This is a genomic window from Stenotrophomonas sp. TD3, from assembly GCF_001939825.1.
Classification (GTDB): Bacteria; Pseudomonadota; Gammaproteobacteria; order Xanthomonadales; family Xanthomonadaceae; genus Stenotrophomonas.
On the sequence record NZ_MOYM01000001.1, the window covers coordinates 3,131,179 to 3,157,165 of the forward strand.

At 66.8% G+C, this 25,987-nt stretch carries 25 protein-coding genes; 17 read left to right on the top strand and 8 right to left on the bottom strand.

Annotated elements, in window-relative coordinates:
- Positions 1 to 62: 62 nt before the first annotated feature.
- Positions 63 to 1,250, bottom strand: a complete 1,188-nt coding sequence (locus BKE09_RS14625; protein ID WP_075676768.1) for a pyridoxal phosphate-dependent aminotransferase — start codon at positions 1,248 to 1,250, stop codon at positions 63 to 65.
- Between the two features lie 196 nt (positions 1,251 to 1,446).
- Here BKE09_RS14625 and BKE09_RS14630 point away from each other — a divergent pair, with 196 nt between their 5' ends.
- The 9 genes from BKE09_RS14630 (at position 1,447) to hslU (ending at position 9,323) form a co-directional block, all read left to right on the top strand.
- Positions 1,447 to 3,558 carry a S9 family peptidase gene (locus tag BKE09_RS14630; RefSeq protein WP_075676205.1) on the top strand — a complete coding sequence of 704 codons (2,112 nt, stop codon included), beginning with the start codon at positions 1,447 to 1,449 and terminating at the stop codon, positions 3,556 to 3,558.
- 54 nt (positions 3,559 to 3,612) lie between these two features.
- A complete protein-coding gene (locus BKE09_RS14635; RefSeq protein ID WP_075676206.1) occupies positions 3,613 to 4,038 on the top strand; it encodes a YbaN family protein in 426 nt (141 codons plus the stop codon).
- Positions 4,039 to 4,155: 117 nt separating this feature from the next.
- The gene (locus BKE09_RS14640; protein WP_075676207.1) at positions 4,156 to 4,422 is read left to right on the top strand and encodes a lipoprotein; all 267 of its coding nucleotides are present in this window, start codon (positions 4,156 to 4,158) and stop codon (positions 4,420 to 4,422) included.
- The gene (dapF, locus tag BKE09_RS14645) at positions 4,415 to 5,266 is read left to right on the top strand and encodes a diaminopimelate epimerase (protein ID WP_075676208.1); all 852 of its coding nucleotides are present in this window, start codon (positions 4,415 to 4,417) and stop codon (positions 5,264 to 5,266) included. The genes BKE09_RS14640 and dapF overlap by 8 nt, the downstream gene beginning before the upstream one ends.
- Positions 5,263 to 5,937 carry a DUF484 family protein gene (locus tag BKE09_RS14650; RefSeq protein WP_075676209.1) on the top strand — a complete coding sequence of 225 codons (675 nt, stop codon included), beginning with the start codon at positions 5,263 to 5,265 and terminating at the stop codon, positions 5,935 to 5,937. Before dapF ends, BKE09_RS14650 begins: the two co-directional genes overlap by 4 nt.
- Before the next feature lie 16 nt (positions 5,938 to 5,953).
- Positions 5,954 to 6,844, top strand: coding sequence for a tyrosine recombinase XerC (xerC, locus tag BKE09_RS14655; protein WP_075676210.1), 891 nt, complete (start codon positions 5,954 to 5,956; stop codon positions 6,842 to 6,844).
- 77 nt (positions 6,845 to 6,921) lie between these two features.
- Positions 6,922 to 7,122, top strand: coding sequence for a DUF3079 domain-containing protein (locus BKE09_RS14660; RefSeq protein WP_075676770.1), 201 nt, complete (start codon positions 6,922 to 6,924; stop codon positions 7,120 to 7,122).
- 172 nt (positions 7,123 to 7,294) lie between these two features.
- Positions 7,295 to 7,846 (top strand): ATP-dependent protease subunit HslV, encoded by a 552-nt coding sequence (gene hslV / locus BKE09_RS14665; protein WP_005411093.1) that lies wholly within the window; start codon positions 7,295 to 7,297, stop codon positions 7,844 to 7,846.
- 103 nt (positions 7,847 to 7,949) lie between these two features.
- Entirely contained in the window at positions 7,950 to 9,323 is a 1,374-nt protein-coding gene (hslU, locus tag BKE09_RS14670) for an ATP-dependent protease ATPase subunit HslU (protein WP_075676211.1), read from the top strand.
- 96 nt (positions 9,324 to 9,419) lie between these two features.
- On the opposite strand, the gene BKE09_RS14675 is transcribed toward hslU, so the two are convergent.
- A complete protein-coding gene (locus BKE09_RS14675; protein ID WP_075676212.1) occupies positions 9,420 to 10,412 on the bottom strand; it encodes a Gfo/Idh/MocA family oxidoreductase in 993 nt (330 codons plus the stop codon).
- Positions 10,413 to 10,457: 45 nt separating this feature from the next.
- Complete coding sequence (gene smeT / locus BKE09_RS14680; protein ID WP_075676213.1) at positions 10,458 to 11,117, bottom strand: efflux transporter SmeDEF transcriptional repressor SmeT; 660 nt, start codon at positions 11,115 to 11,117, stop codon at positions 10,458 to 10,460.
- Positions 11,118 to 11,342: 225 nt separating this feature from the next.
- Here smeT and smeD point away from each other — a divergent pair, with 225 nt between their 5' ends.
- The 3 genes from smeD to smeF are packed head-to-tail and all read left to right on the top strand — an operon-like array spanning position 11,343 to position 17,120.
- Positions 11,343 to 12,527 (top strand): multidrug efflux RND transporter periplasmic adaptor subunit SmeD, encoded by a 1,185-nt coding sequence (gene smeD, locus BKE09_RS14685; protein ID WP_075676214.1) that lies wholly within the window; start codon positions 11,343 to 11,345, stop codon positions 12,525 to 12,527.
- 12 nt (positions 12,528 to 12,539) lie between these two features.
- Positions 12,540 to 15,662, top strand: a complete 3,123-nt coding sequence (gene smeE, locus BKE09_RS14690) for a multidrug efflux RND transporter permease subunit SmeE (RefSeq protein WP_075676215.1) — start codon at positions 12,540 to 12,542, stop codon at positions 15,660 to 15,662.
- Between the two features lie 57 nt (positions 15,663 to 15,719).
- Positions 15,720 to 17,120 (top strand): multidrug efflux RND transporter outer membrane subunit SmeF, encoded by a 1,401-nt coding sequence (gene smeF / locus BKE09_RS14695; protein ID WP_139319662.1) that lies wholly within the window; start codon positions 15,720 to 15,722, stop codon positions 17,118 to 17,120.
- Between the two features lie 83 nt (positions 17,121 to 17,203).
- Here the strand turns inward: smeF and BKE09_RS14700 are convergent, their stop codons facing one another.
- From BKE09_RS14700 to BKE09_RS14715, 4 genes are all read right to left on the bottom strand, one after another.
- Entirely contained in the window at positions 17,204 to 17,626 is a 423-nt protein-coding gene (locus BKE09_RS14700) for a low affinity iron permease family protein (RefSeq protein WP_075676217.1), read from the bottom strand.
- A 76-nt stretch (positions 17,627 to 17,702) separates the two neighbouring features.
- Complete coding sequence (locus tag BKE09_RS14705; protein ID WP_049463228.1) at positions 17,703 to 18,029, bottom strand: hypothetical protein; 327 nt, start codon at positions 18,027 to 18,029, stop codon at positions 17,703 to 17,705.
- A gap of 74 nt (positions 18,030 to 18,103) precedes the next feature.
- A complete protein-coding gene (locus BKE09_RS14710; protein ID WP_075676218.1) occupies positions 18,104 to 18,364 on the bottom strand; it encodes a hypothetical protein in 261 nt (86 codons plus the stop codon).
- 200 nt (positions 18,365 to 18,564) lie between these two features.
- Positions 18,565 to 19,017 carry a nucleoside deaminase gene (locus tag BKE09_RS14715; RefSeq protein WP_075676219.1) on the bottom strand — a complete coding sequence of 151 codons (453 nt, stop codon included), beginning with the start codon at positions 19,015 to 19,017 and terminating at the stop codon, positions 18,565 to 18,567.
- A gap of 81 nt (positions 19,018 to 19,098) precedes the next feature.
- Between BKE09_RS14715 and ubiE the strand changes: the two genes are divergently transcribed.
- From ubiE to BKE09_RS14735, 4 genes are all read left to right on the top strand, one after another.
- Positions 19,099 to 19,860, top strand: a complete 762-nt coding sequence (ubiE, locus tag BKE09_RS14720; protein WP_006471026.1) for a bifunctional demethylmenaquinone methyltransferase/2-methoxy-6-polyprenyl-1,4-benzoquinol methylase UbiE — start codon at positions 19,099 to 19,101, stop codon at positions 19,858 to 19,860.
- Between the two features lie 183 nt (positions 19,861 to 20,043).
- A complete protein-coding gene (locus BKE09_RS14725) occupies positions 20,044 to 21,972 on the top strand; it encodes a M1 family metallopeptidase (protein WP_075676220.1) in 1,929 nt (642 codons plus the stop codon).
- A gap of 123 nt (positions 21,973 to 22,095) precedes the next feature.
- Complete coding sequence (locus BKE09_RS14730; protein WP_075676221.1) at positions 22,096 to 22,827, top strand: hypothetical protein; 732 nt, start codon at positions 22,096 to 22,098, stop codon at positions 22,825 to 22,827.
- On the top strand, positions 22,827 to 23,450 hold the full coding sequence (locus tag BKE09_RS14735) for an HAD family hydrolase (RefSeq protein ID WP_075676222.1): 624 nt from the start codon (positions 22,827 to 22,829) through the stop codon (positions 23,448 to 23,450). The genes BKE09_RS14730 and BKE09_RS14735 overlap by 1 nt, the downstream gene beginning before the upstream one ends.
- Before the next feature lie 179 nt (positions 23,451 to 23,629).
- Here the strand turns inward: BKE09_RS14735 and BKE09_RS14740 are convergent, their stop codons facing one another.
- Complete coding sequence (locus BKE09_RS14740) at positions 23,630 to 24,568, bottom strand: carbohydrate kinase family protein (RefSeq protein ID WP_014038522.1); 939 nt, start codon at positions 24,566 to 24,568, stop codon at positions 23,630 to 23,632.
- Positions 24,569 to 24,851: 283 nt separating this feature from the next.
- Here BKE09_RS14740 and BKE09_RS14745 point away from each other — a divergent pair, with 283 nt between their 5' ends.
- Positions 24,852 to 25,898: a rod shape-determining protein gene (locus tag BKE09_RS14745; RefSeq protein ID WP_005419402.1), complete on the top strand. Its 1,047-nt coding sequence runs from the start codon at positions 24,852 to 24,854 to the stop codon at positions 25,896 to 25,898.
- The last annotated feature ends 89 nt before the right edge of the window (positions 25,899 to 25,987 follow it).

Genomic DNA, 25,987 nt, shown 5'->3' on the forward strand with positions numbered 1-25,987 from the left:
CATGTACCGTGCGCCGGATCAGTAGATCCACGCCATGCGTGGATGCCGTTCGCGCCGGGCGATCAGGCGCCCCAACGCTTCAACCCCCGCGCGATCCGCGCCACCGCCTCCTGCAACCGCGGCACTTCCTGCGTGTACGCCAGCCGCACATGCTGGTTGGCGCGGTGGAAGCCGAAGTCCAGGCCGGGGGTGAACGCCACGTGCTCGGTTTCCAGGAAGTGCGCGCAGAACGCCTGCGCGTCGTCGGTGAACGCGCTGACATCGGCGTACAGGTAGAACGCGCCCTGCGGCTCGACTTCAATGCGGAAGCCAAGCTCACGCAGCGCGGGCAGCAGGAAGTCACGGCGCTGTCGGAACGCCTCGCGACGCTGTTCGAAGATCGCCATCGATTCCTCGCTGAAGCAGGCCAGTGCGGCGTGCTGGGCGATGCTCGACGCGCTGATGTACAGGTTCTGCGCCAGCTTCTCCAGATCGGGTACCGCTGACGGCGGTGCCACCAGCCAGCCCAGCCGCCAGCCGGTCATGCCGAAGTACTTGGAGAAACTGTTCAGTACGAACGCGCTGTCGTCCACCTGCAGCACGCTGGGTGCATCCAGGCCGTAGGTCAGGCCGTGATAGATCTCGTCCACCACCAGGTGGCCGCCCCGTGCGTGCAGGGTCTGCGACAGTGCGGCCAGTTCGTCGGCGGAAAGCACGGTGCCGGTCGGGTTGGCCGGCGAGGCGACCAGCGCGCCGACGCTGTCGGCGTTCCAGTGCTGTTGCACCAGCGATGGGGTCAGCTGGTAGGCGGTCTCCGGCCCGACCGGCACCAGCTGCGCACCGCCTTCCACCAGGCGCAGGAAGTGGCGGTTGCACGGATAGCCGGGGTCGGCCAGCAGCCAGTGGCGGCCGGGATCGACCAGCAGGCTGCTGGCCAGCAGCAGCGCACCGGACCCGCCCGGAGTGACCAGGATGCGTTCAGGATCGATGTCCAGCCCGTAGTGGCTGCGATAGAAGCCACTGATGGCCTGGCGCAGGGCCGGCAGGCCACGTGCGGCGGTGTAGCGGGTGTGGCCGGCAGCCAATGCGGCCTGGCCGGCACGCACGACGGGTTCGGCGGTGGTGAAGTCCGGTTCGCCGATTTCCAGGTGGATCACATCGTGGCCCGCCTGTTCCAGCGCCTGCGCGCGGGCCAGCAGGGACATCACGTGGAACGGAGCGATTTCATGGCTGCGCCGGCTGTAGCCCGGCGTGTGGGGCAGGGTACTCATGTGCCCATGGTACGCCGCGCGCGGGGAGCATGCGTTCGGGTAGTGCCGGCCGCTGGCCGGCATTCCGACCCATTCCGGAGTTCATGAGGTTGCCGGCCAGCGGCCGGCACTACCGGCAGGGTTGCCGGCAGTCCTTCCGCGACCCAGACTCGGACACAAGGACGCCATTGCATTGCCGCTCAAGGAGCCTTATCTCATGAAATCCACCCTCTGCCTGTTACTCGCCAGCCTGATGACCACGACTGCTACCGCCGCCACGCCGCCCGTTCCGCCGGATGCCGCCAAGCATCCGCATGTGGTCAAGGCGCCGTTCGGCGCGACCCGCAACGATGACTATTACTGGCTGCGCGACGACAAGCGCGAGAACAAGGACATGCTGGCCTACCTGCAGGCCGAGAATGCCTACGCCGACCAGCTGCTGGCACCGCTGAAGCCGCTGGAAGACACCCTGTACAAGGAGATCGTCGGCCGCATCAAGCAGGACGATTCCAGCGTGCCGGCGCGCGAGCGCGGCTACTGGTACTACAGCCGTTTCGAGACCGGCCAGGACTACCCCATCCACGCGCGCCGCAAGGGCAGCATGGATGCCGCCGAGGAAGTCCTGCTGGACGTCAACACGATGGCGGCCGGCAAGGGCTACTTCAGCGTCGGCGCGATGGAGGTCAGCCAGGACAACCAGCTGCTGGCCTGGGCCGATGATGATGTGGGCCGCCGCCAGTACACGATCCGCTTCAAGGACCTGGCCATCGGCAAGGTGCTGCCCGATGTGATCACCGGCAGCTCCGGCGACCTGGTCTGGGCCGACGACAACCGCACCGTGCTGTATGTCGAGAACGATCCGGAAACGCTGCTGACCGTGCGCGTAAAGAAGCACGTGCTGGGCACCCCGGCCAGCGCCGACACCGTCGTCTACGAAGAGAAGGACGACAGCTTCTACATGGGCATCGGTCGTACCCGCGACGATCGCTTCATCACCATCGGCGTGCACAGCACCGTGTCCTCGGAAGAGCGCTACGCGCCGGCCAGCGACCCGACCACCTTCACCGTGCTGGCGCCGCGCCAGCGCGATGTCGAGTACGACGCCGATCACTACGACGGCCGCTGGGTGATCCGCACCAACGACGGTGCGAAGAATTTCAAGCTGGTCACCGCACCGACCGATGCCACCTCGCGTGCGCAGTGGAAGGACTGGATCGCGCACGACGATGCGGTGTTCATCGAAGGCTTCGAGCTGTTCGATGCGTACACCGCCATTGCCGAACGTTCCGAGGGCCTGGAACGCATCCGCCTGCTGTTCAAGGATGGCCGCAGCGACTACGTCAAGGCCGATGAGCCGGCGTACTCGATGGGCCTGGGCGACAACACCGAGGCCGATACGCCGTGGCTGCGCTACGTCTACACCTCGATGACGACCCCGACCACGGTGTTCGAGCTGAACACCGCCACCGGCGAGCGTCGCCAGCTGAAGCAGCAGCCGGTGATCGGCTATGACGCCTCGAAGTACGAGACCGACCGCGTCTGGATCACCGCGCGCGATGGCGTGAAGGTGCCGGTGTCGCTGGTCTACCGCAAGGGCTACCAGAAGGACGGCAAGGGCGCGCTGTTCCAGTACGCCTACGGCAGCTACGGCATGTCGATGGATCCGTACTTCAACCAGACCGCGGTAAGCCTGCTCGATCGTGGTGTGGTGTATGCCATCGCCCACATCCGTGGCGGCCAGGAGATGGGCCGCGACTGGTATGAGAACGGCAAGCTGCTGCACAAGCAGAACACCTTCAACGACTTCGTCGACGTCACCCGTGGCCTGGTGGCGCAGGGCTGGGCGGCGAAGGATCGCGTGGCCGCGTCCGGCGGCAGCGCCGGTGGCCTGCTGATGGGCGCGGTGGCCAACCAGGCCCCGCAGGATTACCGGGTGATGGTGGCGCAGGTGCCGTTCGTCGACGTGGTCACCACCATGCTCGACCCGACCATTCCGCTGACCACCAACGAATACGACGAGTGGGGCAACCCGGAGCAGAAGCCGTACTACGACTACATGCTGTCCTACTCGCCCTACGACAACGTGAAGCCGCAGGCCTACCCGGCGCTGTTCGTGGGCACCGGCCTGTGGGATTCGCAGGTGCAGTACTGGGAGCCGGCCAAGTGGGTGGCCAAGCTGCGTGACGACAACACCGGCCACTACCCGATCCTGTTCCGCACCAACATGGAAGCCGGCCACGGCGGCAAGTCGGGGCGCTTCCAGCGCTACCGCGAACTGTCCGAGTCGTACGCGTTCGTGCTGCAGCAGCTGGGCATCGCCCAGCCGTAACGGCAAAGGGGTGCCGGGCGCTGCCGGGCACCCCGAACCGGTATCCTTGCGGCCATGAGCCTGCCCGAGCCATCTGCACCCCGCGATAGCGCCACGCCGCCGCGCGTGGTGCGTTTCCGTTGGGCGTGGTGGCTGCTGGCATACGTCAGCCTCGGCACCGGCATCGTCGGCATCTTCGTTCCGGGCCTGCCGACCACCGTATTCATCCTGATCTCGGCCTGGGCTGCATCACGTGGGTCCGAACGCCTGCACAACTGGCTGCTGCAGCATCCGCGTTTCGGCCCGGCCATCGCCAACTGGCAGGCACACGGGGCAGTCAGCCGCTACGGCAAGTGGATGGCCACGATCACCATGGCGGTATGCGCCGCCATCATGCTGTGGTGCGTGCCGATTGCCTGGGTGAAGTGGTTCTCGATCGGCAGCATGACCGTGGTGGCGATCTGGCTGTGGACGCGGCCGCTTCCCCCGCCGGCGGGGTAGAGTCGACCGTTGGTCGACTGCTCTCCCGGCCGCCGGCGAAAACCCCGCGCTGCGCGCGATAGTCGACCAACGGTCGACTCTACCTACCGCTCAGCCGCCAATGGCTATACTCGGGGCATGAAGATCCCCCATCGAAACGCCATCCTGATTCCGCTGGCAGCGGCCTCGCTGCTGCTCCTCGCCGCCTGCGGCAACAAGGGCCCGCTGGTACTGCCGCAGAAGCCGGTGCCGGTGGAAGAAACCGTCGAACCCGCTGCCGAGCCCGCCACCGAGGCAACCCCGGCGCAGACCCAGGGCAGCGGCACCCCGGCCACGACCGTGGAGCCGGCCGCACCGACCACCCAACCGGTGCCTGCGAAGAAGGCGGGCAGCGGGAATGAGTAAGGCCGGTTCCAAGGCCCTGCGCTTCAGCAAGATGCATGGCGCGGGCAATGATTTCGTAGTGATCGACCTGCGTGACGGCAGTGCGCCGCCCACGCCCGAGCTGGCCGCGCGCCTGGCCGACCGCCACACCGGCGTTGGCTGCGACCAGATCCTGACCATCGAGGCGCCGCGTGCGGACGGTTCGGTGGCCTCGTATCGCATCTGGAATGCCGACGGTTCCAACTCCGAACAGTGCGGCAACGGCGCGCGCTGCATCGCCGCCTGGCTGGTGCGCGAGGGCAGTGCGCAGGGCGATGCATTCGTCATCGACAGTCCGCTGGCCAGCCATGAAGTGAAGGTGCTGGGCGAGGGGCAGTTTGCGGTGACGATGGGCGTGCCCGCCTTCGAGCCGGCCAACGTGCCGCTGATGGGCTTTGCACACCCGCGCGAGGAATACCTGTTGCCGCTGCAGGGCGAGAGCGTACGCTTCGCCGCGGTGTCGATGGGCAACCCGCATGCGGTGATCGAAGTGGGCCTGATCGATGCTGCACCGGTCGAGCGCGTCGGTGCGCTGCTGCAGCAGCATGCGTCGTTCCCGCGCTCGGTGAACGTGGGCTTCGCCCAGGTGATGAGCCCGGCGCACGCCCGCCTGCGCGTGTTCGAGCGCGGCGTCGGCGAGACCCTGGCCTGCGGCAGTGGTGCCTGTGCCGCCGCGGTGACCTTGATGCAGCGTGGCCGCCTGCAGCGCGATGCGCGCATCAGCCTGCCCGGTGGCGACCTGCGCATCCAGTGGCCGGGCGATGGCCAGCCGGTGGTGATGGCCGGCCCGACCGCATTCGTCTTCGAAGGGGAGTGGATCGCATGACCGAAACCGTCGACAAGCTCGAGGCCCATGAAGTCGCTGCCTGGTTGCGGCGTCATCCCGGCTTCCTCAAGCAGTTCCCGGACCTGGCCCTGACCCTGGTGGTGCCGCGCGACGACGGCCCGACCGCGTCGCTGGCCAGCTACCAGCTGGAAGTGCTGCGCGAGAAGAACCGCGAGCTGGCACGACGGTTGGCCGATCTGGGCGCGACCGCCCAGGTCAATGAACGCCTGGCGGTGCGCACGCACCAGCTGACCCTTGCGCTGATGAAGCAGGACAACGCCGCCGACACCCTGCGTGCGATGGCCGCATCGCTGCAGGAAGACTTCGCCGGTGACCTGGTGCGGCTGGTGGTGCATGCGCCGGTGGCCGGGCTGGAACAGGCCGACTGGCTGCAGGTAATTGCTGCCGACGATCCGCAGCTGGGCCCGTTCCGCGATTGTCTGAACGACGGCGAGCCGATCTGTGGCCGCCTGCAGCCGGAAAAGAATGCCGTGCTGTACGGCGTGCGCAGTGAGGAAGTGCAGACCACCGCATTGCTGCCGCTGCCGGGCGTCGGCCTGATCGCGGTCGGCAGCCACGACCCGAACCGCTTCTACCCGGGCATGGGGACGTTGTTCCTGCGCATGATGGGCGACGCGCTGGTCACTGGCCTGAAGCGCTTCCCCGGCTGAGCAGGGCACGTCGACGATGAGCGCGGTTCAGGCCTTCCTGCAGCACCTGCAGGTGGAGCGGCGGATGTCGGCACATACGCTCGACGCCTACCGCCGCGACCTGGACGCGCTGTCGGCCTGGGCCGAGCCGCGTGGCATGGCAGTGGAGGCACTGGATGCCGACGCGGTGCGCCAGTTCGTCGCCGACGAGCACCGGCGTGGCCTGTCGGCCAAGAGCCTGCAACGCCGCTTGTCGGCCTGTCGCAGTTTCTACGCCTGGCTGCTCAAGCACGGGCGCATCGAGGTCAGTCCGGCAGCGACGCTGAAGGCGCCGCGCGCGCCGCGCCGCTTGCCCCAGGTGCTTGATGCCGACGAAGCCGTGCAGCTGGTCGAGCTGGAGCCGGAAGGTGAACTCGGCCGCCGTGACCGCGCGCTGCTGGAATTGTTCTATTCCTCCGGCCTGCGCCTGAGCGAAGTCTGCGCGCTGACCTGGCGTGACCTGGATTTCGACAGTGGCCTGGTCAACGTGCTGGGCAAGGGCAACCGCCAGCGTCGGGTGCCGTTCGGCCGGCCCGCTCGCGAGGCGCTGCAGGCCTGGCGTGCGGAAAGTGGCGGCGGTCCGGCCTCGCCGGTGTTCCCCGGCCGCAACGGGCCGATCAGCCAACGCGCGGTGCAGATCCGCATCCGCCAGCTGGCGCAGCGCCAGGGCCTGTTCAAGCACGTGCACCCGCACATGCTGCGGCACAGTTTCGCCAGCCACATCCTGGAATCCTCCGGCGACCTGCGCGGTGTGCAGGAGCTGCTGGGCCACGCCGACATCGCCACCACGCAGATCTACACCCACCTCGATTTCCAGCACCTGGCCAAGGTCTACGACGCCGCGCATCCGCGCGCCAAGCGCCGCAGCAAGGACGACAAGGCTGAATAGCCCGCCCTTGATCTGGATCAGGGCAGGTCGGATGCAACCGGCGCACCGTGGCCGCAGGCCACGAGGACACCGCTGCCATGGCGAAGCCCATACCGTTGCATCCCAGACACCCCGAGCGCATCTGCTGGGGCTGCGACCGCTACTGCGCGGCCGACGCGCTGGCCTGCGGCAATGGCTCCGGCCGCACCCAGCATCCGATCGAGACGCAGGGTGAAGACTGGTATATCGCCTGGGGCATCGAGCCGAATCCGGACCGGCCGTCGCAGGCAAATCGCTGAACGGCAGGCGTTCCACGTTCGGGCGGTGGGGTCCGCGCGCATTGCGATGCGCTCGTTGGAACGGCGCCCTCTGTCCATGGGGCGCGGCCAAGCGCTGAACGGCAGCCATCCGCGCAGGCTTGATCGCACCCGGCGCTGTCCCCATGTCCCGTGAACAGCTATCGGAGGCCGCATGGACCCCAGTCAGAACCCCAACGTTTTCCACGCCACCACCATCGTCTGCGTCCGTCGCGGCGAGCACGTGGCCATTGCCGGCGACGGCCAGGTCACGCTGGGCCACACCGTGATGAAGGGCAATGCGCGCAAGGTGCGCCGCCTCGGCCGTGATGGCCAGGTACTGGCCGGCTTCGCCGGTGCCGCCGCCGATGCCTTCACCCTGTTCGAACTGTTCGAGGCCAAGCTGGAAAAGCACGGCCAGCTGCAGCGCGCTGCGGTCGAGCTGGCCAAGGATTGGCGCACCGAGCGTCGCCTCGGCAAGCTTGAGGCCCTGCTGGCGGTGGCCGACAAGGAAACCTCGCTGATCATCAGCGGCACCGGTGATGTGATCGAGCCGGAGGACGGCATCATCGCCATCGGTTCCGGTGGTTCCTACGCACTCTCGGCCGCGCGCGCACTGATGGCGCACACCGAACTGGATGCGCGCACCATCGCCAGCGAAGCGATCGGCATCGCCGGCGACATCTGCATCTACACCAACCGCAACGTGGTGGTCGAGGAGCTGTGAGGGTCGTGCTGGCCGCTGGCCGGCAACCTCATGAGCCCGGACACACGTGCCTGGTTGCCGGCCAGCGGCCGGCACTACCGACAACGCATTCGTGAGCACATCCATGTCGAAGATCGAAGTTTCCTCCGCCACCATGACCCCGCGCGAGATCGTGCAGGAGCTGGACCGGCACATCGTCGGCCAGCACGACGCCAAGCGTGCAGTAGCCATCGCCCTGCGCAACCGCTGGCGCCGCATGCAGCTGGTGCCTGAGCTGCGCAATGAAGTGATGCCGAAGAACATCCTGATGATCGGCCCGACCGGCGTCGGCAAGACCGAGATCGCACGTCGCCTGGCCACGCTGGCCAACGCGCCGTTCGTGAAGGTCGAAGCGACCCGCTTCACCGAAGTCGGCTACGTCGGCAAGGACGTCGAGCAGATCATCCGCGACCTCGCCGATACCGCGGTCAAGCTGTACCGCGAGCAGGCCAAGGTGCGCGTGCGTACCCAGGCCGAAGAGCGTGCCGAAGACCGCATCCTCGATGCGCTGCTGCCGCGCCGCAGCGGTGGCATCGGTTTCGATCCGGAGGTTGCGCGCACCGAACCGTCGGCGCAGGACAACGAGACCCGCATCAAGTTCCGCAAGATGCTGCGCAATGGCGAGCTGGACGAGCGCGAGATCGAGCTCGACCTGGCTGCCAACGTCAGCATGGACATCATGACCCCGCCGGGCATGGAGGAAATGGGCCAGCAGCTGAAGTCGATGTTCGCCAACCTCGGCGGCGGCGCCAAGGCGCACAAGCGCACGCTGACCATCAAGGCTGCACGTCCGCTGCTGATCGAGGAAGAAGCCGGCAAGCTGGTCAACGAGGACGACATCCGCACCGCCGCGATCGAGGCCTGCGAGCAGCACGGCATCGTCTTCATCGACGAGATCGACAAGGTTGCCAAGCGTGGTGACAACGTGGGTGGTGGCGACGTGTCGCGCGAAGGCGTGCAGCGCGACCTGCTGCCGCTGGTGGAAGGCTCCAACGTGTCGACCAAGTACGGCACGATCAAGACCGACCACATCCTGTTCATTGCTTCGGGCGCGTTCCACCTGGCCAAGCCCAGCGACCTGATTCCGGAGCTGCAGGGCCGCTTCCCGATCCGCGTTGAACTGGGTGCGCTGAGCAAGGGGGATTTCGTGCGCATCCTGACCGAGCCGAAGGCCGCGCTGACCAAGCAGTACGAAGCGCTGCTGGCCACCGAAGGCGTCAAGGTCAGCTTCACCGCCGACGCCATCGATCGCCTGGCCGAGATCGCCTTCCAGGTGAACGAGCGCCAGGAAAATATCGGTGCCCGTCGCCTGCATACGGTTCTGGAGCGCCTGCTGGATTCGCTCAGCTACGAGGCGCCGGACCGCGACGGCGAAACCCTGGCCATCGACAGCGCCTACGTCGATGCACACCTGGGTGAGCTGGTGCAGGACCCGGACCTGAGCCGCTACATCCTGTAACGCCCGATGGGGTCGGATCCCTCTCCGTGGCGAGGGCTCTGACCCCGCTCGCTGCAACGGAAAAGGCCGCCGCAAGGCGGCCTTTTTCTTGTGCGGTCAGCGCGATTGCCGCGTGCGGTAGGCCTGCAGCACCTGGTCGATCACCGCACTGGTGCGGGCGGCGCTGATGCCGTTCGAGGGCGAGCGCCCGTTGCCGCGCAGTTCGTCCACGAGGGAGGCAATCAACGGTTGCTGGATCGACGGTGGGTTGGAGATGTCGAACCTCTGCACGCCGGCTTCGGTTTCCAGTACCACTGGAACATCCTCGAACGTGGCAAAGCGCAGCTGCCCGCGGTCGCCGGTGATCTCGATCTCATCCTGGCGGCGGAACGCGCAGAAACTCCATTGCGCGATGCCATGCGCGCCCATTGCGGTGCGGAAGCACATCGAAACGCTGTCTTCGGCGGCGTAGGCGCCGGTCAACGAACTGGCCAGGCCACGCACATCGCTCAGCGGACCCAGCAGATGGTCGAGCAGGTCCAAGGTGTGCGAGCCCAGATCGACGAACAGCCCGCCACCGGCGATCGCGGGGTTGGTCCGCCAGAAGTCCGGCGATGCGGCATTCACCGAATGCGGCCGATGCAGGGTCGCGCGCACGCTGCGTGGCGTACCGATCGCGCCGCTGTCCAGCAGCTGCTGCACCTGCGCGAAGCGGGGCAGGGCGCGGCGGTAATAGGCGACGAATACGGGCACGCCATGGCGTGTGCTGGCGTCCAGGATGCGCTCGCATTCGGCGAGGTCCATGGCCATGGGCTTCTCGATATAGACCGGCTTGCCCGCGGCTATCGCCTGCAGCGCGTACTGCATGTGCGTCGAGGGCGGCGTTGCGACGTACACCGCGTTCACTTCCGGATCGGCGATGAGCGCATCGGCGTCCGCGTACCAGCGGGGAATCGCATGGCGCCGCGCATAATCCTCGGCCAATGCCGCATTGCGGCGCATGACCGCCGCCACCCGTGAGCCCGGCGTGTTGGCCAGGGCCGGCCCGCTCTTCTTCTCGGTGACGCTGCCGCAGCCGATGAAGCCCCATACCACGTTGTCCAGGATCATCGATCTGTACTCACATGGGTGCCGCGGTGGCGGCAGCAACGCCGCTCACGCTTCCGGCAACGGCTCGGGCACCGTTCCGGGAACGAACACGCCATCCTTCACGTAGGCGGCCAGGGTCATGTCCAGCGCGAGCATGCCGTCGCGCTTGAGGTCCATCAGTTCCGGTTCGACCATCGCGCCATGCAGTACGCCCAGCACGGTGGCGTGCAGCATGCGCGCGGCAATCTTGGGGTCGGCGCCTTCGCGCAGCTGGCCCAGATCGCGGGCGCGGCGCAGGGCGCGCTCCATCCGGTCCAGCGCATCGCGGAATCCGGCCTGCTGCATCTCGGTCAGCACCTTGGTATCGGCCGACGCATCGCTGCGCAGCATGATCTCCATGGTCTTGCGCAGGCGCTCGTCCTCGGACAGCTCGATGAACGAGTGGATCATCACCGCGCGCAGGTCGTGCACCGGGGTGTCGCGCTGGTCGGTGGAGGTGCGCTCCAGTTCCTGCATGAAGGGCAGGTGCACGCGCTCGGCGATCGCGGCCAGCACCTCGCTCTTGTTCTTGAAGTGCCAGTAGACCGCGCCGCGGGTGTAGCCGGCGCGGGCACCGATCATCTCCAGCGTGGTACGGGCCACGCCGTGTTCATGGAAGCAGGCTTCGGCGGCGTCAAGGATGCCTTCCCGGGTTGCCTGGGTGTCCTCTTTGGTCTTGCGGGCCATGGATGGGTATGAGTGCGGGTGAAACGTGGCTGAATTGTACCGGTTTACAAACAAACAAGCATGTATGTATATTTCGCTCCCATCATTCCCGTCGTGTGCGTGGCAGGCCGGTCCGGCTCCCACTCCACCCGGGTGGGCGCGATCTGCGGGGCTTTCACCGGAACAGTGGGGGAGTCCGTTGTATCAGCACCTTCTGAGATTCCTTCCTCCAAGAGCCTTTCCGTCATGTTGCTGAGCCGAATCCGACCCTTTGCACTGTCGCTGGCGATCGCCGCGACCGTGGCTGCCTGCGGCGGCCAACCCCAGGCCCCCGAGCAGGGCCCGGGTGACGTCACTGTGGTCACGCTGAAGTCCGAGACCGTGGGCCTGACCCGCGAACTGCCGGGCCGTACCAATGCCTTCCTGGTCGCCGAAGTGCGCCCGCAGGTCAACGGCATCGTCGCCAAGCGCCTGTTCACCGAGGGCGGCATGGTCAAGGCCGGCGAGCCGCTGTACCAGCTTGATGACGCCAGCTACCGCGCCCAGGCCAACAACGCCCGCGCCCAGCTGGCCCGTGCCGAAGCCACCGCCAATGCCGCCCGCCTGAGCGCCAAGCGCATCACCGAGCTGGCCAAGGTCGATGCGGTCAGCCAGCAGGACCTGGAAAACGCCGTGGCCGCGCAGAAGCAGGCCGAGGCTGACGTCGGTGCCGCCAAGGCCTCGCTGGATGCGGCCAACGTCACCCTCGGCTACGCCCGCATCACCGCGCCGATCAGCGGCCGCATCGGCAAGTCCAGCGTCACCCAGGGTGCGCTGGTCAACGCCGGCCAGGCCAATGCACTGGCCACCGTGCAGCAGCTGGACCCGATCTATGTCGACCTGACCCAGTCCTCGGCCGAGCTGCTGCAGCTGCGCCGCGAACTGGCCGCCGGCCGCCTGCAGGACAACCAGACCCTGCCGGTCAGCATCCTGATGGAAGACGGCAGCACCTTCGAGCACAAGGGCACGCTGGAGTTCTCCGAAGTCAGCGTCGATCCGACCACCGGCAGCTTCGGCCTGCGCGTGAAGGTGGACAACCCGGACGGCCTGCTGATGCCGGGCATGTACGTGCGTGCGGTGATCGGCGGCGGCGTGCGCAGCGATGCGGTGCTGGTGCCGATGCAGGGCATCGCCCGCGATCCGAAGGGCGACACCACGGCGATGGTGGTCGACAAGGACAACAAGGTCGAAGTGCGCCCGGTCAAGGTCAGCCGCACGGTCGGCGACAAGTGGCTGGTCGAGGACGGTCTGAAGGCTGGCGACAAGGTCATCGTCGAAGGCCTGCAGAAGATCGGCCCCGGCATGCCGGTCAAGGCCACCGAGAAGGGCGCTGCTCCGGCCAAGCCGGCAGCGGCCGCCCAGCCTGCCGCTCCGGCCGGCGACGCGAAGTAAGCGGAGAACCCCATGGCACGCTTTTTCATCGATCGACCCATCTTCGCGTGGGTGATCGCCATCATCATCATGCTCGCCGGCGGCCTGGCCCTGTTCAAGCTGCCGGTCTCGATGTACCCCAACGTCGCACCGCCGGCGGTGGAAATCAGCGCCACCTACCCGGGTGCATCGGCCAAGGTGGTCGAGGACTCGGTGACGCAGATCATCGAGCAGAACATGAAGGGCCTTGATGGCCTGATCTACTTCTCCTCCAACAGCTCGTCCAACGGCCAGGCCACCATCACCCTGACCTTCGAGAGCGGCACCAACCCGGACATTGCCCAGGTGCAGGTGCAGAACAAGCTGCAGCTGGCCATGCCGCTGCTGCCGCAGGAAGTGCAGCGGCAGGGCATCAACGTGGCCAAGTCCAGCTCGGGCTTCCTGAACGTCATCGCGTTCGTGTCCGAGAACGGCAGCATGGACGCCAACGACATCGCCGACTACGTCGGTTCCAATGTCGTCGACCGTCTCAGCCGTGTGCCGGGCGTGGGCAACATCCAGGTGTTCGGTGGCAAGTACGCCATGCGCATCTGGCTGGACCCGAACAAGCTGCATACCTATGGCCTGTCGGTGCCGGAAGTGACCGCCGCGATCAAGGCGCAGAACGCCCAGGTGGCGATCGGCCAGCTCGGCGGTGCGCCGTCGGTGAAGGGCCAGCAGCTCAATGCCACCATCAACGCGCAGTCGCGCCTGCAGACTCCGGAACAGTTCCGCAACATCATCGTGCGCGGTGCGCAGGACGGTGCAGAGCTGCGCCTGGGTGATGTCGCCCGCGTCGAACTGGGTGCCGAGTCCTATGACTTCGTCACCCGCTACAACGGCCAGCCGGCCAGCGGCCTGGCGGTCACCCTGGCCACCGGCGCCAACGCGCTGGATACCGCTGCCGGTGTGAATGCCGCGCTGGAAGACATGAAGGGCTTCTTCCCGGCCGGCCTGAAGGCCGAGATCCCGTACGACACCACCCCGTTCGTGCGCGTGTCGATCAAGGGCGTGGTGCAGACCCTGATCGAAGCGATCGTGCTGGTGTTCGTGGTGATGTACCTGTTCCTGCAGAACTTCCGCGCCACCCTGATCCCGACCATCGCCGTGCCGGTGGTGCTGCTGGGTACCTTCGGCGTGCTGGCGATGCTGGGCTTCTCGGTGAACATGCTGACCATGTTCGCGATGGTGCTGGCGATCGGCCTGCTGGTGGACGATGCCATCGTGGTGGTGGAGAACGTCGAGCGCATCATGTCCGAGGAAGGACTGTCGCCGCTCGAAGCGACCCGCAAGTCGATGGGCCAGATCACCGGTGCGCTGGTGGGTATCGGCCTGGTGCTGTCGGCGGTGTTCGTGCCGATGGCCTTCATGAGCGGCTCCACCGGCGTGATCTATCGCCAGTTCTCGGCCACGATCGTCTCTGCGATGGCGTTGTCGGTGCTGGTGGCGATCGTGCTGACCCCGGCGCTGTGCGCGACCATGCTCAAGCCGCTGAAGAAGGGTGAGCACCACGTCGCACACAAGGGCTGGTCCGGTCGTTTCTTCAATGGCTTCAACCGCGGCTTCGACCGCACCAGCGAAAGCTACCAGCGCGGCGTGCGCGGCATCATCCACCGTCCGTGGCGCTTCATGGGCATCGTGGCGGCGCTGTTCGTGCTGATGGGCGTGCTGTTCGTGCGCCTGCCCAGCTCGTTCCTGCCCAATGAAGACCAGGGCGTGCTGATGGCGCTGGTGCAGGCCCCGGTCGGCGCCACCCAGGAACGTACGCTGGAATCGATCGCGGCACTGGAAAACCACTTCCTGCAGAACGAGAAGGATGCGGTGGACTCGGTGTTCTCGGTGCAGGGCTTCAGCTTCGCCGGCATGGGCCAGAACGCCGGCATGGCATTCGTCAAGCTGAAGGACTGGAGCGAGCGTGACGCCAACAACGGCGTGATGCCGATCACCGGTCGCGCCATGGCGGCCCTGGGCCAGATCAAGGATGCCTTCATCTTTGCCTTCCCGCCGCCGGCCATTCCGGAACTGGGTACCGCTTCGGGCTACACCTTCTTCCTGAAGGACAACAGCGGCCAGGGCCACGAGGCACTGGTCGCCGCGCGCAACCAGCTGCTGGGCCTCGCCGCCGGCAGCAAGAAGCTGGCCAACGTGCGCCCGAACGGCCAGGAAGACACGCCGCAGTTCCGCATCGATATCGACGCGGCCAAGGCGACCTCGCTGGGGCTGTCGATCGACCAGATCAACGGCACGCTGGCCGCCGCGTGGGGCAGCTCGTACATCGATGACTTCGTCGATCGCGGCCGCGTCAAGCGTGTGTTCGTGCAGGCCGACCAGGCGTTCCGCATGGTGCCGGAGGACTTCGATCTCTGGTCCGTGAAGAACGACAAGGGCGAGATGGTGCCGTTCAGTGCCTTCGCCACCAAGCACTGGGACTACGGCTCGCCGCGCCTGGAACGCTACAACGGCGTGTCGGCGATGGAAATCCAGGGCGAACCGGCCCCGGGTGTGGCCTCCGGTGATGCCATGGCCGAGATCGAACAGCTGGCCAAGCAGCTGCCGCAGGGCTTCGGCATCGAGTGGACGGCGATGTCCTACCAGGAACGCCAGGCCGGTTCGCAGACGCCGCTGCTGTACACGCTGTCGCTGATGATCGTGTTCCTGTGCCTGGCCGCGATGTACGAAAGCTGGAGCGTGCCGACCGCGGTGCTGCTGGCGGCCCCGCTGGGTATCCTCGGCGCCGTGCTGGCCAACACCTTCAAGGGCCTGGAACGCGACATCTACTTCCAGGTGGCGATGCTGACCACGGTGGGCCTGACCAGCAAGAACGCGATCCTGATCGTCGAGTTCGCCAAGGAAAACCTGGAGAAGGGCGCCAGTCTGATCGAGTCGATCATGCACGCCGTGCGCGATCGCCTGCGCCCGATCGTGATGACCTCGCTGGCCTTCGGCATGGGCGTGGTACCGCTGGCGATCTCCACCGGTGCCGGCTCCGGCGCCAAGCAGGCGATCGGCACCGGCGTGCTCGGCGGCATGATCGTCGGCACCGTGCTCGGCGTGTTCTTCGTGCCGCTGTTCTTCGTGGTGGTGCAGCGCCTGTTCAAGCGCAAGTCCGCGACGTAAGCGAATCGGTAGTGCCGGCCGCTGGCCGGCACTGCCTCCTGCCATCCGGCAGTACCGATGGAAGTCATCCCCATGAAAAGTGCATCCCTGTTTCTTTCCATTGCCGCCGCGCTCGCGCTGGTCGGCTGCTCCACCCTGGTGCCGAAGAACACCGCCGTCGCTCCGGCGATTCCGGCGCAGTGGCCGGCCGAGGCCACGCAGGGCCAGGTGGCCGATGTCGCCGCTGTCGGTTGGCGCGACTTCTTCACCGATGCGCGCCTGCAGCAGGTGATCGACCAGTCGCTGCAGAACAACCGCGACCTGCGCGTGGCCGTGCTCAACGTTGAACGCGCGCGCGGCCAGTACCGCGTGCAGCGTGCCGACCGCGTGCCCGGCTTGGCCGTCACCGGCCAGATGCAGCGCCAGGGCACCGACGCCGGTGTCACCGAGCAGTTCACCGCCGGCGTCGGCGTGGCCGAGTTCGAGCTGGACCTGTTCGGCCGCGTGCGCAACCTCAGCGAAGCGGCACTGCAGCAGTACTTCGCGGTGGCCGCAAATCGCCGCAACGCGCAGCTGAGCCTGGTGGCCGAGACCGCGACGGCGTGGCTGACCTACGGTGCCGATGCGCAGCGGCTGAAGATCGCCGATGCTACGCTGAAGACGTACGAGGATTCGCTGCGCCTGGCTGAGGCGCGCCACGAGCGCGGCGGCAGTTCGGCACTGGAGCTGACCCAGACCCGGACCCTGGTCGAGACCGCACGCACCGATGCCGCACGCCTGCGTGGCCAGCTGGCCCAGGACCGCAACGCGCTGGCGCTGCTGGCCGGTGGTCAGCTGGATCCGGCGCTGCTGCCGGACAGCATCGAACCGCAGCTGCTGGCACTGGCACCGCCGCCGGCCGGCCTGCCCAGCGACGTGCTGCTGCAGCGCCCGGACATCATGGCCGCCGAACACCAGCTGCTGGCGGCCAACGCCAACATCGGTGCGGCACGTGCTGCGTTCTTCCCGAGCATCTCGCTGACCGGCAGCATCGGCAGTGGCTCGAGCGAACTGTCCAGCCTGTTCGACAGCGGAACGCGGGTGTGGAGCTTCCTGCCGAAGATCACCCTGCCGATCTTCCAGGGCGGCAAGCTGCGCGCCAACCTGGCCATCGCCAACGCCGATCGTGATATCGCACTGGCGCAGTACGAGAAGTCGATCCAGGTGGGCTTCCGCGAAACCGCCGATGCGCTGGCATTGAACGTCAGCCTGGATGAGCAGGTGAGTTCACAGCAGCGCCTGGTGGACGCGGCCGAACAGGCCAACCGCCTGTCGCAGGCACGCTACGACGCCGGCCTGGACAGCTTCGTCACCCTGCTCGATGCGCGGCGTACCGCCTACAACGCGCAGCAGACCCAGCTGCAGGCCCAGCTGGCGCAGCAGGCCAACCGCATCACCCTGTACAAGGTGCTGGGCGGCGGCTGGCACGAGCGCGGGTGAAAGAAAGCCGGCCAGCGGCCGGCTCTACCTTGATGATCGATGGTAGTGCCGGCCGCTGGCCGGCAGTGTCATTCCAGGGCCAGCTACACCGCTTCATCGTCGCGCCGCGCCACATGGCAGGCGCGCACCCGTGCCAGTGCATCGCCGGCTTCGCGCGCCATCTGCTCGTACTCGCGGCGGATCTCTTCCAGCCGCTCTTCGTCCAGTTCTTCCAGATCCAACAGTTCGTTGTTGGCCTCTGCGGTGGCACGGATCAGCTCGTCGAGCTTGATCTGCATCGCGGCGGTATCCGCGTTCTGCGTGTGCTGGATCAGGAACACCATCAGGAAGGTGATGATGGTGGTACCGGTGTTGATCACCAGCTGCCAGGTGTCGTTGAAACCGAACACCGGACCGCTGATGCCCCAGACCACCACGATCGCTACCGCAGCCAGGAAGGTCCACGGCGAACCGGTGGCGGCTGCGGCCTTCTTGGCGATCGTATTGAACAGATTGCGTGCTTTCATCGTCGTCGTCCCACTCAGGTGACGAGGATGATCGGCAGTGGTTCGTGCAGGGGCCGTGCAGCCGTCGCGACGCAGCTCAGGCGCGCAGGCGCGGCGCGTCCTGCAGGCGCACCGGACTGGTCTGGTAGACGTGCTGCCAGCAACGGTCGACGAATTCGCGGGCCTGGGCTTCGCTCAGGCGCGGCATGATCTGCAGGGCGTACTGGGTCTGGAACATCTCGTCGCGCTGCGCATTGCTGGCGCGCGGCTGGGTGATCAGCGAATCGCAGGCGAACTTGATCCACGGCACATAGGAGCCGAAGGAGTTGTGCGCCAGTGCACCGTCAGCATGCTGGCGGCGCCAATGGTCAAGCTCGGCGTCGACGTTGATGACCGGGGGAATGGTGGGGACTTCAGCGTGCATGTCGATCCAATCGGTTGAGGTGGAGGGGAGTGGGGGTTCATCGCAGTGTGGCGTATGCGCCGGTGCATGCCGTGTCAGCGCGGCGTAGAGCCGGCGTTGCGATTGCCTATCAGTTGCGCATGCTCGACCGCGCCGAGGTCTTCGGCCATGTCGGCCATTGCATTGCACAGGCGCTCATGGTCAAGCGGACGATCACGCACCAGTTCCAGCTGCAGGCCCTGGTACGCGGTCCAGAACAGCGCGCCACGCTGGTGCAGCGCGTACTGCTGCTGCAGCCGCTCGCGGATGGCATCGAGAATCGGGTCGGGCGGGGGGCGTACGGCGTGCGCGCACATGGCTGGCTCCGCCGGGGGGAAGGGGGCCCCGGTAACCCCACCCTAGGCGCCTCGGCCGGGTGGGGTGTTACCCCAGTGTATGCACGCCGCGCAGCTGACTGTGCACGGGTTCACGGCAACGGCCGCATACGCTGCCGGCACTAGGGCGTGCCGGCACTGAAGCGTTCATTAAGCGGGTTCAACAGCAGGCTGCGCGATGCTCATTCACCGATGTCTTCGTTCCAGATGTCCGGATGGCGACCGATGAAATCGCCGAGCAGATCGACGCATTCCTGGTTGTCGAGGTCGATCACGTTGACGCCGTTCTCGCGCAACCAGTCGATGCCACCCTGGAACGTGCGCGATTCGCCCACCACCACGGTGCCGATGTTGAACTGGCGCACCAGGCCTGAGCAGTACCAGCACGGCGCCAGGGTGGTGACCATGATGGTGTCCTGGTAGCGGCGTTGGCGGCCGGCCTTGCGGAAGGCGTCGGTCTCGCCGTGCACGGAGGGGTCGCCCTCCTGCACCCGGCGGTTGTGGCCGCAACCGAGCAGGCGGCCGTCGTTGTGGTACAGCGCCGCGCCGATCGGCACGCCGCCCTCGGCCAGGCCCTGGCGGGCTTCGGCGATGGCGGTCTGCAGCAGGGCCTGGTAGTCGGGCGTGGTGATCATGCGGGGGCTCCGGGAAGTCGTGGCCCGCCATGATACGGGCAGGGGGTGCCGCTGGCCCCCGGCGGTGCGATAATCGGGGCCATGAGCGAATCCCCCTACAAAGCCGGAACCACCCATTTCGGGTTCCGCGACGTCGCCGCCAAGGACAAGCAGAAGCTGGTCGGCCAGGTGTTCACCTCGGTCGCGCGCAACTACGACCTGATGAACGACCTGATGAGCCTGGGCGTGCACCGGGCGTGGAAGCGCTACTACGTGGCGACCGCGCAGGTGAAGCCGGGCGACCGCGTGCTCGACCTGGCCGGCGGCACCGGCGACATCGCCGCCCTGCTGAAGGAGCGCGTCGGCGCCGAGGGCTCGGTGGTGCTGGGCGACATCAACGCCGGCATGCTGTCGGTCGGCCGCGACCGCCTGACCAACCGCGGCCTGGTGCTCGGCCTGGACTACGTGCAGTGCAATGCCGAAGCCCTGCCGTTCCCGGACAACAGCTTCGACCTGGTCACGATTGCCTTTGGCCTGCGCAACGTGACCGACAAGGACGCTGGCCTGCGCGAGATGTACCGCGTGCTGAAGGTGGGCGGCCAGGCCCGCGTGCTGGAGTTCTCCGAAGTCACCGCGGACTGGTTCAAGCCGATCTACGACTTCCACTCGTTCAGGATCCTGCCCAAGCTGGGCAAGCTGTTCGCCAATGATTCGGACAGCTACCAGTACCTGGCCGAAAGCATCCGCAAGCACCCGCCGCAGGATGAACTGAAGGCGATGATGGGGCAGGCCGGTTTCGAGCGCTGCCACTACAAGAACCTGACCGGCGGCATCGTTTCGATCCACTCCGGCTACAAGCTGTAAGCCCGGTGTTCCGGTAGTGCCGGCCGCTGGCCGGCATCTGCGCGGCCAATCACCGGGCGACGGGGTTGCCGGCCAGCGGCCGGCACTACCGGTGCTGTGCCCGCCATTACCCCGCACCGCGCAACGCCTGTGGGGCTGGACGGAGGTACCATTGGGGTTTGATCCCCGTAACGGTCCCGATTCATGCGTAATCCGCTGATGCTCCTTCCGCTGGCCGTGGCCCTGGCCGCCGGCTGCTCCCAGGAGGCGGCCGCGCCCGCCGCTGCCCCGACTGCCGAAAAGGCCCCCGCCGCCCCCGTGAACGCCGAGAACCGCAGCCACGACGAAAGCTCGTACGCCGAACCGGACAAGGTCGTCATCAAGGACATCGCGCTGGATCTGAAGCTGGACTTCGACCAGAAGCAGATCGGTGGCACCGCCACCTACACCCTGGAATGGAAGCAGAAGGACGCCAAACAGCTGGTGCTCGACACCCGCGAGCTGACCGTGTCCAAGGTCGAGGCCGTCGCCGCCGATGGCGCACGCAGCGCGCTGAAGTTCGAGCTGGCCCCGGTCGACAAGGTGTTCGGCAGCAAGCTGACCATCGAGGCCCCGGCACAGCCGGCCAAGGTGGAAGTGACCTACCACACGGCACCGACCGCCTCGGGCCTGCAGTGGCTGGCACCGTCGATGACTGAGGGCAAGAAGCTGCCCTTCATGTTCAGCCAGTCGCAGGCCATCCACGCCCGTTCCTGGGTGCCGCTGCAGGACACCCCGAGCGTGCGCTTCACCTACAGCGCGCACGTGGTCTCGCGCCCGGACGTGATGGTGCTGATGAGCGCCGACAACGATCCGAAGGCCGCGCGTGACGGTGACTACACCTTCAAGATGCCGCAGCCGATTCCGTCCTACCTGCTGGCCATCGCCGCCGGTGACCTGGTGTTCGAGCCGATTTCCGGCCGCTCCGGCGTCTGGGCCGAGCCGACCATGGTCAACAAGGCCGCCAAGGAATTCGAAGACACCGAGAAGATGATCGGTGCCGCCGAGAAGCTGTACGGCGAGTACCGCTGGGGCCGTTACGACATGCTGGTGCTGCCGCCGTCGTTCCCGTTCGGCGGCATGGAGAACCCGCGCCTGACCTTCGCCACCCCGACCGTGATCGTCGGCGACAAGTCGCTGGTCTCGCTGGTCGCACACGAACTGGCGCACAGCTGGTCGGGCAACCTGGTGACCAACGCCAGCTGGAAGGACATCTGGCTCAATGAAGGCTTCACCACCTACGTCCAGGGCCGCATCACCGAAGCCCTGTACGGCAAGGAGATGGCCGAGATGGAGAAGCAGATCGACCAGACCGACCTGCTGGCCGAAGTGAAGGACATGAGCCCGGCCGACCAGGCGCTGGCGCTGCCGCCGCTGAACGAGCGTGACCCCGACGAAGCCCTCAGCCAGGTGGCCTACGTCAAGGGCTCGTGGTTCCTGGAATTCCTGGAACAGCGCTTCGGCCGCGAGACCTTCGATCCGTTCCTGCGCGGCTGGTTCGATGACCACGCGTTCCAGAGCGCGAACACCGACCAGTTCGTCGAGTACATGAAGAAGAACCTGCTGCCGAAGAATCCGTCGGCAGTGACCGAGGCCGAACTGAAGGCGTGGCTGGACGAGCCGGGTATTCCGGCGTTCGCGGCCAAGGCGCAGTCGCGCAATTTCAGCAGCGTCGATACCGCGCGCATTGCCTTTGCCAGCGCCGGCACCGTGCCGAGCAGCCAGGTCATCGCCGACTGGAGCACGCAGGAATGGGTGCGCTTCATCGACGGCCTGGGCGCGACCCAGCCGCTGGACAAGCTGGCCACGCTGGACAAGGCGTTCCACTTCACCGGCACCCCGAATGGCGAGATCGCCATGCGCTGGTATCCGCTGGCGATCCGCAGCGGTTACGAGCAGGCCAATGAAGGTGCAGCCGCGTTCATCGAGCGCGTCGGTCGTCGCAAGCTGATCATGCCGATCTACGCTGAACTGGTGAAGACGCCGAAGGGGCTGGAGCTGGCCAAGCAGGCCTTCGAAAAGGCCAAGCCGGGCTACCACCCGATCACCACCGCCTCGGTCCAGGACATGTTGGCCAAGGCCGAAGCCAAGTAAGAAAACGCGCCGGGTATCCCCCGGCGCTTTTTTGTAGAGTCGAGCCATGCTCGACTGGCTCTTCAACAGCAGTCGAGCATGGCTCGACTCTACAAGAATGCGAAAACACCAAGGACCTCCGCCATGAAACGACTGATCCTGCTCACCGCCTGTACGCTGGCACTGGCCGCCTGCAGCAACCCCGAGGAAGAGCGCAAGGCGCAGGAAGCCGCCGCGGCCGCCGTGCAGGCGCAGAAGGAGGCCAAGGCCGAAGACGTGGCCAAGCAGTACGACATGGCCGTGGCTGCGCAGGACTGGGAACGCGCGCGCCTGCATGGCGCCTCGCTGCTGGACCAGTACAAGGACACCGCCGCTGCCGAGCGCATCGCCGCCGGCTTCGACGAGGTCAAGGCCAAGGGCGATGCCGCGCGCGACCTGCGTCGCATGCAGGCGCTGTGGCAGTACAACCAGATCCCGGTGGGCAGCAAGGGCAACCAGGTCTCGGCGCAGATCTACAGCAAGGAGCGGGTGGACGTGGATGGCAGCGGCGCCAAGCCGGTGCAGCTGGTGTTCCGCGATCACCCGGAATGGAAGCGCCACGCTTACCTGGTGCTGCAGGCCGGTGATTTCCGCTGCCCGCAGTGCACGGTGAAGGTGACCGTGGACGACGGCAAGCCGATTTCCATGGCGGCGTGGCGGCCGAAGACCGATGAAGCCATTGCCCTGTTCATCACCGACCAGAAGGCGCTGTGGAAGCTGGCGCGCAAGGGTAAGTCGATCAGCATCGAGTTCCCGGTCAAGGCTGGCGGTACGCGCACGGCCGTGTTCGAAACCGGCAGTGTCGACGCCAGCCGCATGCCGCAGTGGTGGCAGTGATGATCGCGACGGGCAGCGCAGTGCACGCGTTGTCCGCGATCCGGCACTGGGTGTTCGACATGGACGGCACGCTGACCGTCGCCGTGCATGATTTCGCCGCGATCCGCCGCGCACTGCAGATCGCCGCGGAGGAAGACATCCTCGACCATATCGCGGCGCTGCCGGACGCACCGGCGCAGGCCAAGCGTGAGTGGTTGCTGGATCACGAACGCGCGCTGGCCGAGGACGCGCTGCCGGCGCCGGGGGCGGTGAAGCTGCTGCGTGCGCTGGCGGCCGACGGTTGCCGGCTGGGCATCCTGACCCGCAACGATCATGCGCTGGCGAAGCTGACGCTGGACGCGATCGGGGTCGGGGAACTGTTCGACGATGCCGACATCATCGGCCGCGATGAAGCGGTGCCCAAGCCCTCGCCGGATGGCCTGCAGCAGCACCTGCGGCGTTGGGGCATCGCGGCGGCAGGGGCGGTGATGGTGGGAGACCACGCCTACGACCTGGAGTGCGGCCGCGCTGCGGGCACCCACACCGTGCTGGTCAACCTGCCGGAGAACCCGTGGCCGGACCACGCCGACTGGCATTTCGCCGATTGCCGCGACCTGTTGGCCGCCTGGCAGCAGAGAGGGTAGTGCCGGCCGCTGGCCGGCAGTGTCGACCAAGGTCGACCCCTACCAGAGCACAGCGTGTCGACCAAGGTCGACACCCACCAACAGCATTCCCGATAGCGCATCGGATGGAAAGCCCCCTTGTTGTTCAAGGGGGCGCGCCGAAGGCGCGGGGATAAGGTGGAATGCGCGGGCAGTTCGGTTTACGCGCCCAGCGCGTAACCGAACTGCTGCTTGAACTGCTCGTTGAACTCGTCAAAGGTGAAGCGCTGGTTCTGCGTGCCCGGGTGCTCGACCTTCAGCGCGCCCATCAGGTTGCCCATGCGGCCGATGGTCAGCCAGTCGTAGCCCTTCTGGATGCCGTAGATCAGGCCGGCGCGGAAGGCGTCGCCACAGCCGGTCGGGTCGACCACGCGGCGCTCGTGCGCCGGCGGGATGTCGTAGCTCTTTTCCGGGGTGTGGATGACCGCGCCCTTCGGGCCGCGGGTGGTGATGTAGGCCTTCACCCGGCTGACGATCTCCTTCTCGTCCCAGCCGGTGCGTTCCTGCAGCAGGTTCGACTCGTAGTCGTTGACCACCACGTAGTCGGCCTGCTCGATGAAGGCGCGCAGCTCCGGGCCGTTGAACAGCGGCATGGCCTGGCCCGGGTCGAAGATGAACGGAATGCCGTCTTCGTGGAATTCCTGCGCGTTCTGGATCATGCCTTCGCGGCCGTCCGGGCCGACCAGGCCCAGGGTCACGCCCGGCACGCCACGCACGTGGTTCTCGTAGGAACGCATCATCGCGCCCGGGTGGAAGGCGGTGATCTGGTTGTTGTCGTGATCGGTGGTGATGAACGCCTGCGGGGTGAACAGCTCATCGATCACGCGCACGCGCGACAGGTCGATGCCCAGGCCGTCGAAGTATTCGCGGTACGGGCCGAAGTCCGAACCCACGGTGCCCATCGGGATCGGCTGGCCGCCCAGCAGGTGCAGGTTGTAGGCGATGTTGCCGGCGCAGCCGCCGAACTCGCGGCGCATGCGCGGCACCAGGAAGGACACGTTCAGGATGTGCACCTTGTCCGGCAGGATGTGATTCTTGAACTGGTCCGGGAACACCATGATGGTGTCGAAGGCAAGAGAACCACAGATCAGAGCGGACATCGATGTAAGCCTATGCGGTGAATTTTGGGGTGGGCCGGCCCGGTTCAGCGGGCAAGCAAACGGCGCCCTTGGGCGCCCGACGGCGCAAAGGTTACCCGCTGGTGCCGCTCAGGGCCAGAACCGGGTGAGACCCGATCAGGCCGAAAGCCTGTGAAGACGCGGGTTCAGCTAGTTTTTTCCTTGCTCGGCGGCAGGCGGGTTGCTAGGCTTGTCGGCCTCGAATTCTGCCCATTTTTTCGCCATCCCGCGGCGGGCACGACACCCCTCAGGACTCCTTCCTCAGATGTTCAAGAAACTCCGTGGCATGTTCTCCAACGACCTGTCCATCGACCTGGGCACGGCCAACACCCTCATCTACGTGCGCGGGCAGGGGATCGTGCTGAACGAGCCGTCGGTCGTGGCCGTGCGCCAGGACCGTGCCATCGGTGGCACCCGCTCGGTGGCAGCCGTGGGCGCCGAGGCCAAGCAGATGCTGGGCCGTACCCCGGGCCACATCACCACCATCCGCCCGATGAAGGACGGCGTCATCGCCGACTTCACCTACACCGAGGCGATGCTCAAGCACTTCATCAAGAAGGTGCACAAGTCGCGCGTGCTGCGCCCGAGCCCGCGCGTGCTGGTCTGCGTGCCGGCCGGCTCGACCCAGGTCGAGCGCCGCGCGATCAAGGAATCGGCCGAGGAAGCCGGTGCCCGTGACGTGTTCCTGATCGAAGAGCCGATGGCCGCCGCGATCGGCGCCGGCATGCCGGTCACCGAAGCCCGTGGCTCGATGGTCATCGACATCGGCGGCGGCACCACCGAAGTGGCGGTGATCTCGCTCAACGGCATCGTCTATTCGGCCTCGGTCCGCATCGGCGGCGACCGCTTCGACGAGTCGATCACCAACTACGTGCGCCGCAACCACGGCATGCTGATCGGTGAAGCCACCGCCGAGCGCATCAAGGTCGAGCTGGGCTGCGCCTACCCGCAGGCGGAAGTGATCGAGATGGAAATCTCCGGCCGCAACCTCGCCGAGGGCGTGCCGAAGATGATCAAGATCAGCTCCAACGAGGTGCTTGAAGCCCTGCACGAGCCGCTGTCGGGCATCGTCAGCGCGGTCAAGCTGGCGCTGGAGCAGACCCCGCCGGAACTGTGCGCCGACGTCGCCGAGCGCGGCATCGTGCTGACCGGTGGTGGCGCCCTGCTGCGCGACCTGGACCGCCTGATCTCCGAGGAAACCGGCCTGCACGTGCAGGTGGCCGACGATCCGCTGACCTGCGTGGCCCGCGGTGGCGGCCGTGCGCTGGAGCTGGTGGACATGCACGGCAACGAGTTCTTTGCGCCGGAATAAGCCGTCCCGGCCGTTCCTGCCCGCCGCGCCCTTCCGGGGTGCGGCCCGCCGCAATGGCGGGCCGGCACCGGCGGGGCGCCCGCGTGTTT

Coding starts and splice junctions, on each gene's coding strand:
- BKE09_RS14625 (WP_075676768.1), bottom strand. CDS start 1,250: ATGAGTACCCTGCCCCACACGCCGGGCTACAGCCGGCGCAGCCATGAA.
- BKE09_RS14630 (WP_075676205.1), top strand. CDS start 1,447: ATGAAATCCACCCTCTGCCTGTTACTCGCCAGCCTGATGACCACGACT.
- BKE09_RS14635 (WP_075676206.1), top strand. CDS start 3,613: ATGAGCCTGCCCGAGCCATCTGCACCCCGCGATAGCGCCACGCCGCCG.
- BKE09_RS14640 (WP_075676207.1), top strand. CDS start 4,156: ATGAAGATCCCCCATCGAAACGCCATCCTGATTCCGCTGGCAGCGGCC.
- dapF (WP_075676208.1), top strand. CDS start 4,415: ATGAGTAAGGCCGGTTCCAAGGCCCTGCGCTTCAGCAAGATGCATGGC.
- BKE09_RS14650 (WP_075676209.1), top strand. CDS start 5,263: ATGACCGAAACCGTCGACAAGCTCGAGGCCCATGAAGTCGCTGCCTGG.
- xerC (WP_075676210.1), top strand. CDS start 5,954: ATGAGCGCGGTTCAGGCCTTCCTGCAGCACCTGCAGGTGGAGCGGCGG.
- BKE09_RS14660 (WP_075676770.1), top strand. CDS start 6,922: ATGGCGAAGCCCATACCGTTGCATCCCAGACACCCCGAGCGCATCTGC.
- hslV (WP_005411093.1), top strand. CDS start 7,295: ATGGACCCCAGTCAGAACCCCAACGTTTTCCACGCCACCACCATCGTC.
- hslU (WP_075676211.1), top strand. CDS start 7,950: ATGTCGAAGATCGAAGTTTCCTCCGCCACCATGACCCCGCGCGAGATC.
- BKE09_RS14675 (WP_075676212.1), bottom strand. CDS start 10,412: ATGATCCTGGACAACGTGGTATGGGGCTTCATCGGCTGCGGCAGCGTC.
- smeT (WP_075676213.1), bottom strand. CDS start 11,117: ATGGCCCGCAAGACCAAAGAGGACACCCAGGCAACCCGGGAAGGCATC.
- smeD (WP_075676214.1), top strand. CDS start 11,343: ATGTTGCTGAGCCGAATCCGACCCTTTGCACTGTCGCTGGCGATCGCC.
- smeE (WP_075676215.1), top strand. CDS start 12,540: ATGGCACGCTTTTTCATCGATCGACCCATCTTCGCGTGGGTGATCGCC.
- smeF (WP_139319662.1), top strand. CDS start 15,720: ATGGAAGTCATCCCCATGAAAAGTGCATCCCTGTTTCTTTCCATTGCC.
- BKE09_RS14700 (WP_075676217.1), bottom strand. CDS start 17,626: ATGAAAGCACGCAATCTGTTCAATACGATCGCCAAGAAGGCCGCAGCC.
- BKE09_RS14705 (WP_049463228.1), bottom strand. CDS start 18,029: ATGCACGCTGAAGTCCCCACCATTCCCCCGGTCATCAACGTCGACGCC.
- BKE09_RS14710 (WP_075676218.1), bottom strand. CDS start 18,364: ATGTGCGCGCACGCCGTACGCCCCCCGCCCGACCCGATTCTCGATGCC.
- BKE09_RS14715 (WP_075676219.1), bottom strand. CDS start 19,017: ATGATCACCACGCCCGACTACCAGGCCCTGCTGCAGACCGCCATCGCC.
- ubiE (WP_006471026.1), top strand. CDS start 19,099: ATGAGCGAATCCCCCTACAAAGCCGGAACCACCCATTTCGGGTTCCGC.
- BKE09_RS14725 (WP_075676220.1), top strand. CDS start 20,044: ATGCGTAATCCGCTGATGCTCCTTCCGCTGGCCGTGGCCCTGGCCGCC.
- BKE09_RS14730 (WP_075676221.1), top strand. CDS start 22,096: ATGAAACGACTGATCCTGCTCACCGCCTGTACGCTGGCACTGGCCGCC.
- BKE09_RS14735 (WP_075676222.1), top strand. CDS start 22,827: ATGATCGCGACGGGCAGCGCAGTGCACGCGTTGTCCGCGATCCGGCAC.
- BKE09_RS14740 (WP_014038522.1), bottom strand. CDS start 24,568: ATGTCCGCTCTGATCTGTGGTTCTCTTGCCTTCGACACCATCATGGTG.
- BKE09_RS14745 (WP_005419402.1), top strand. CDS start 24,852: ATGTTCAAGAAACTCCGTGGCATGTTCTCCAACGACCTGTCCATCGAC.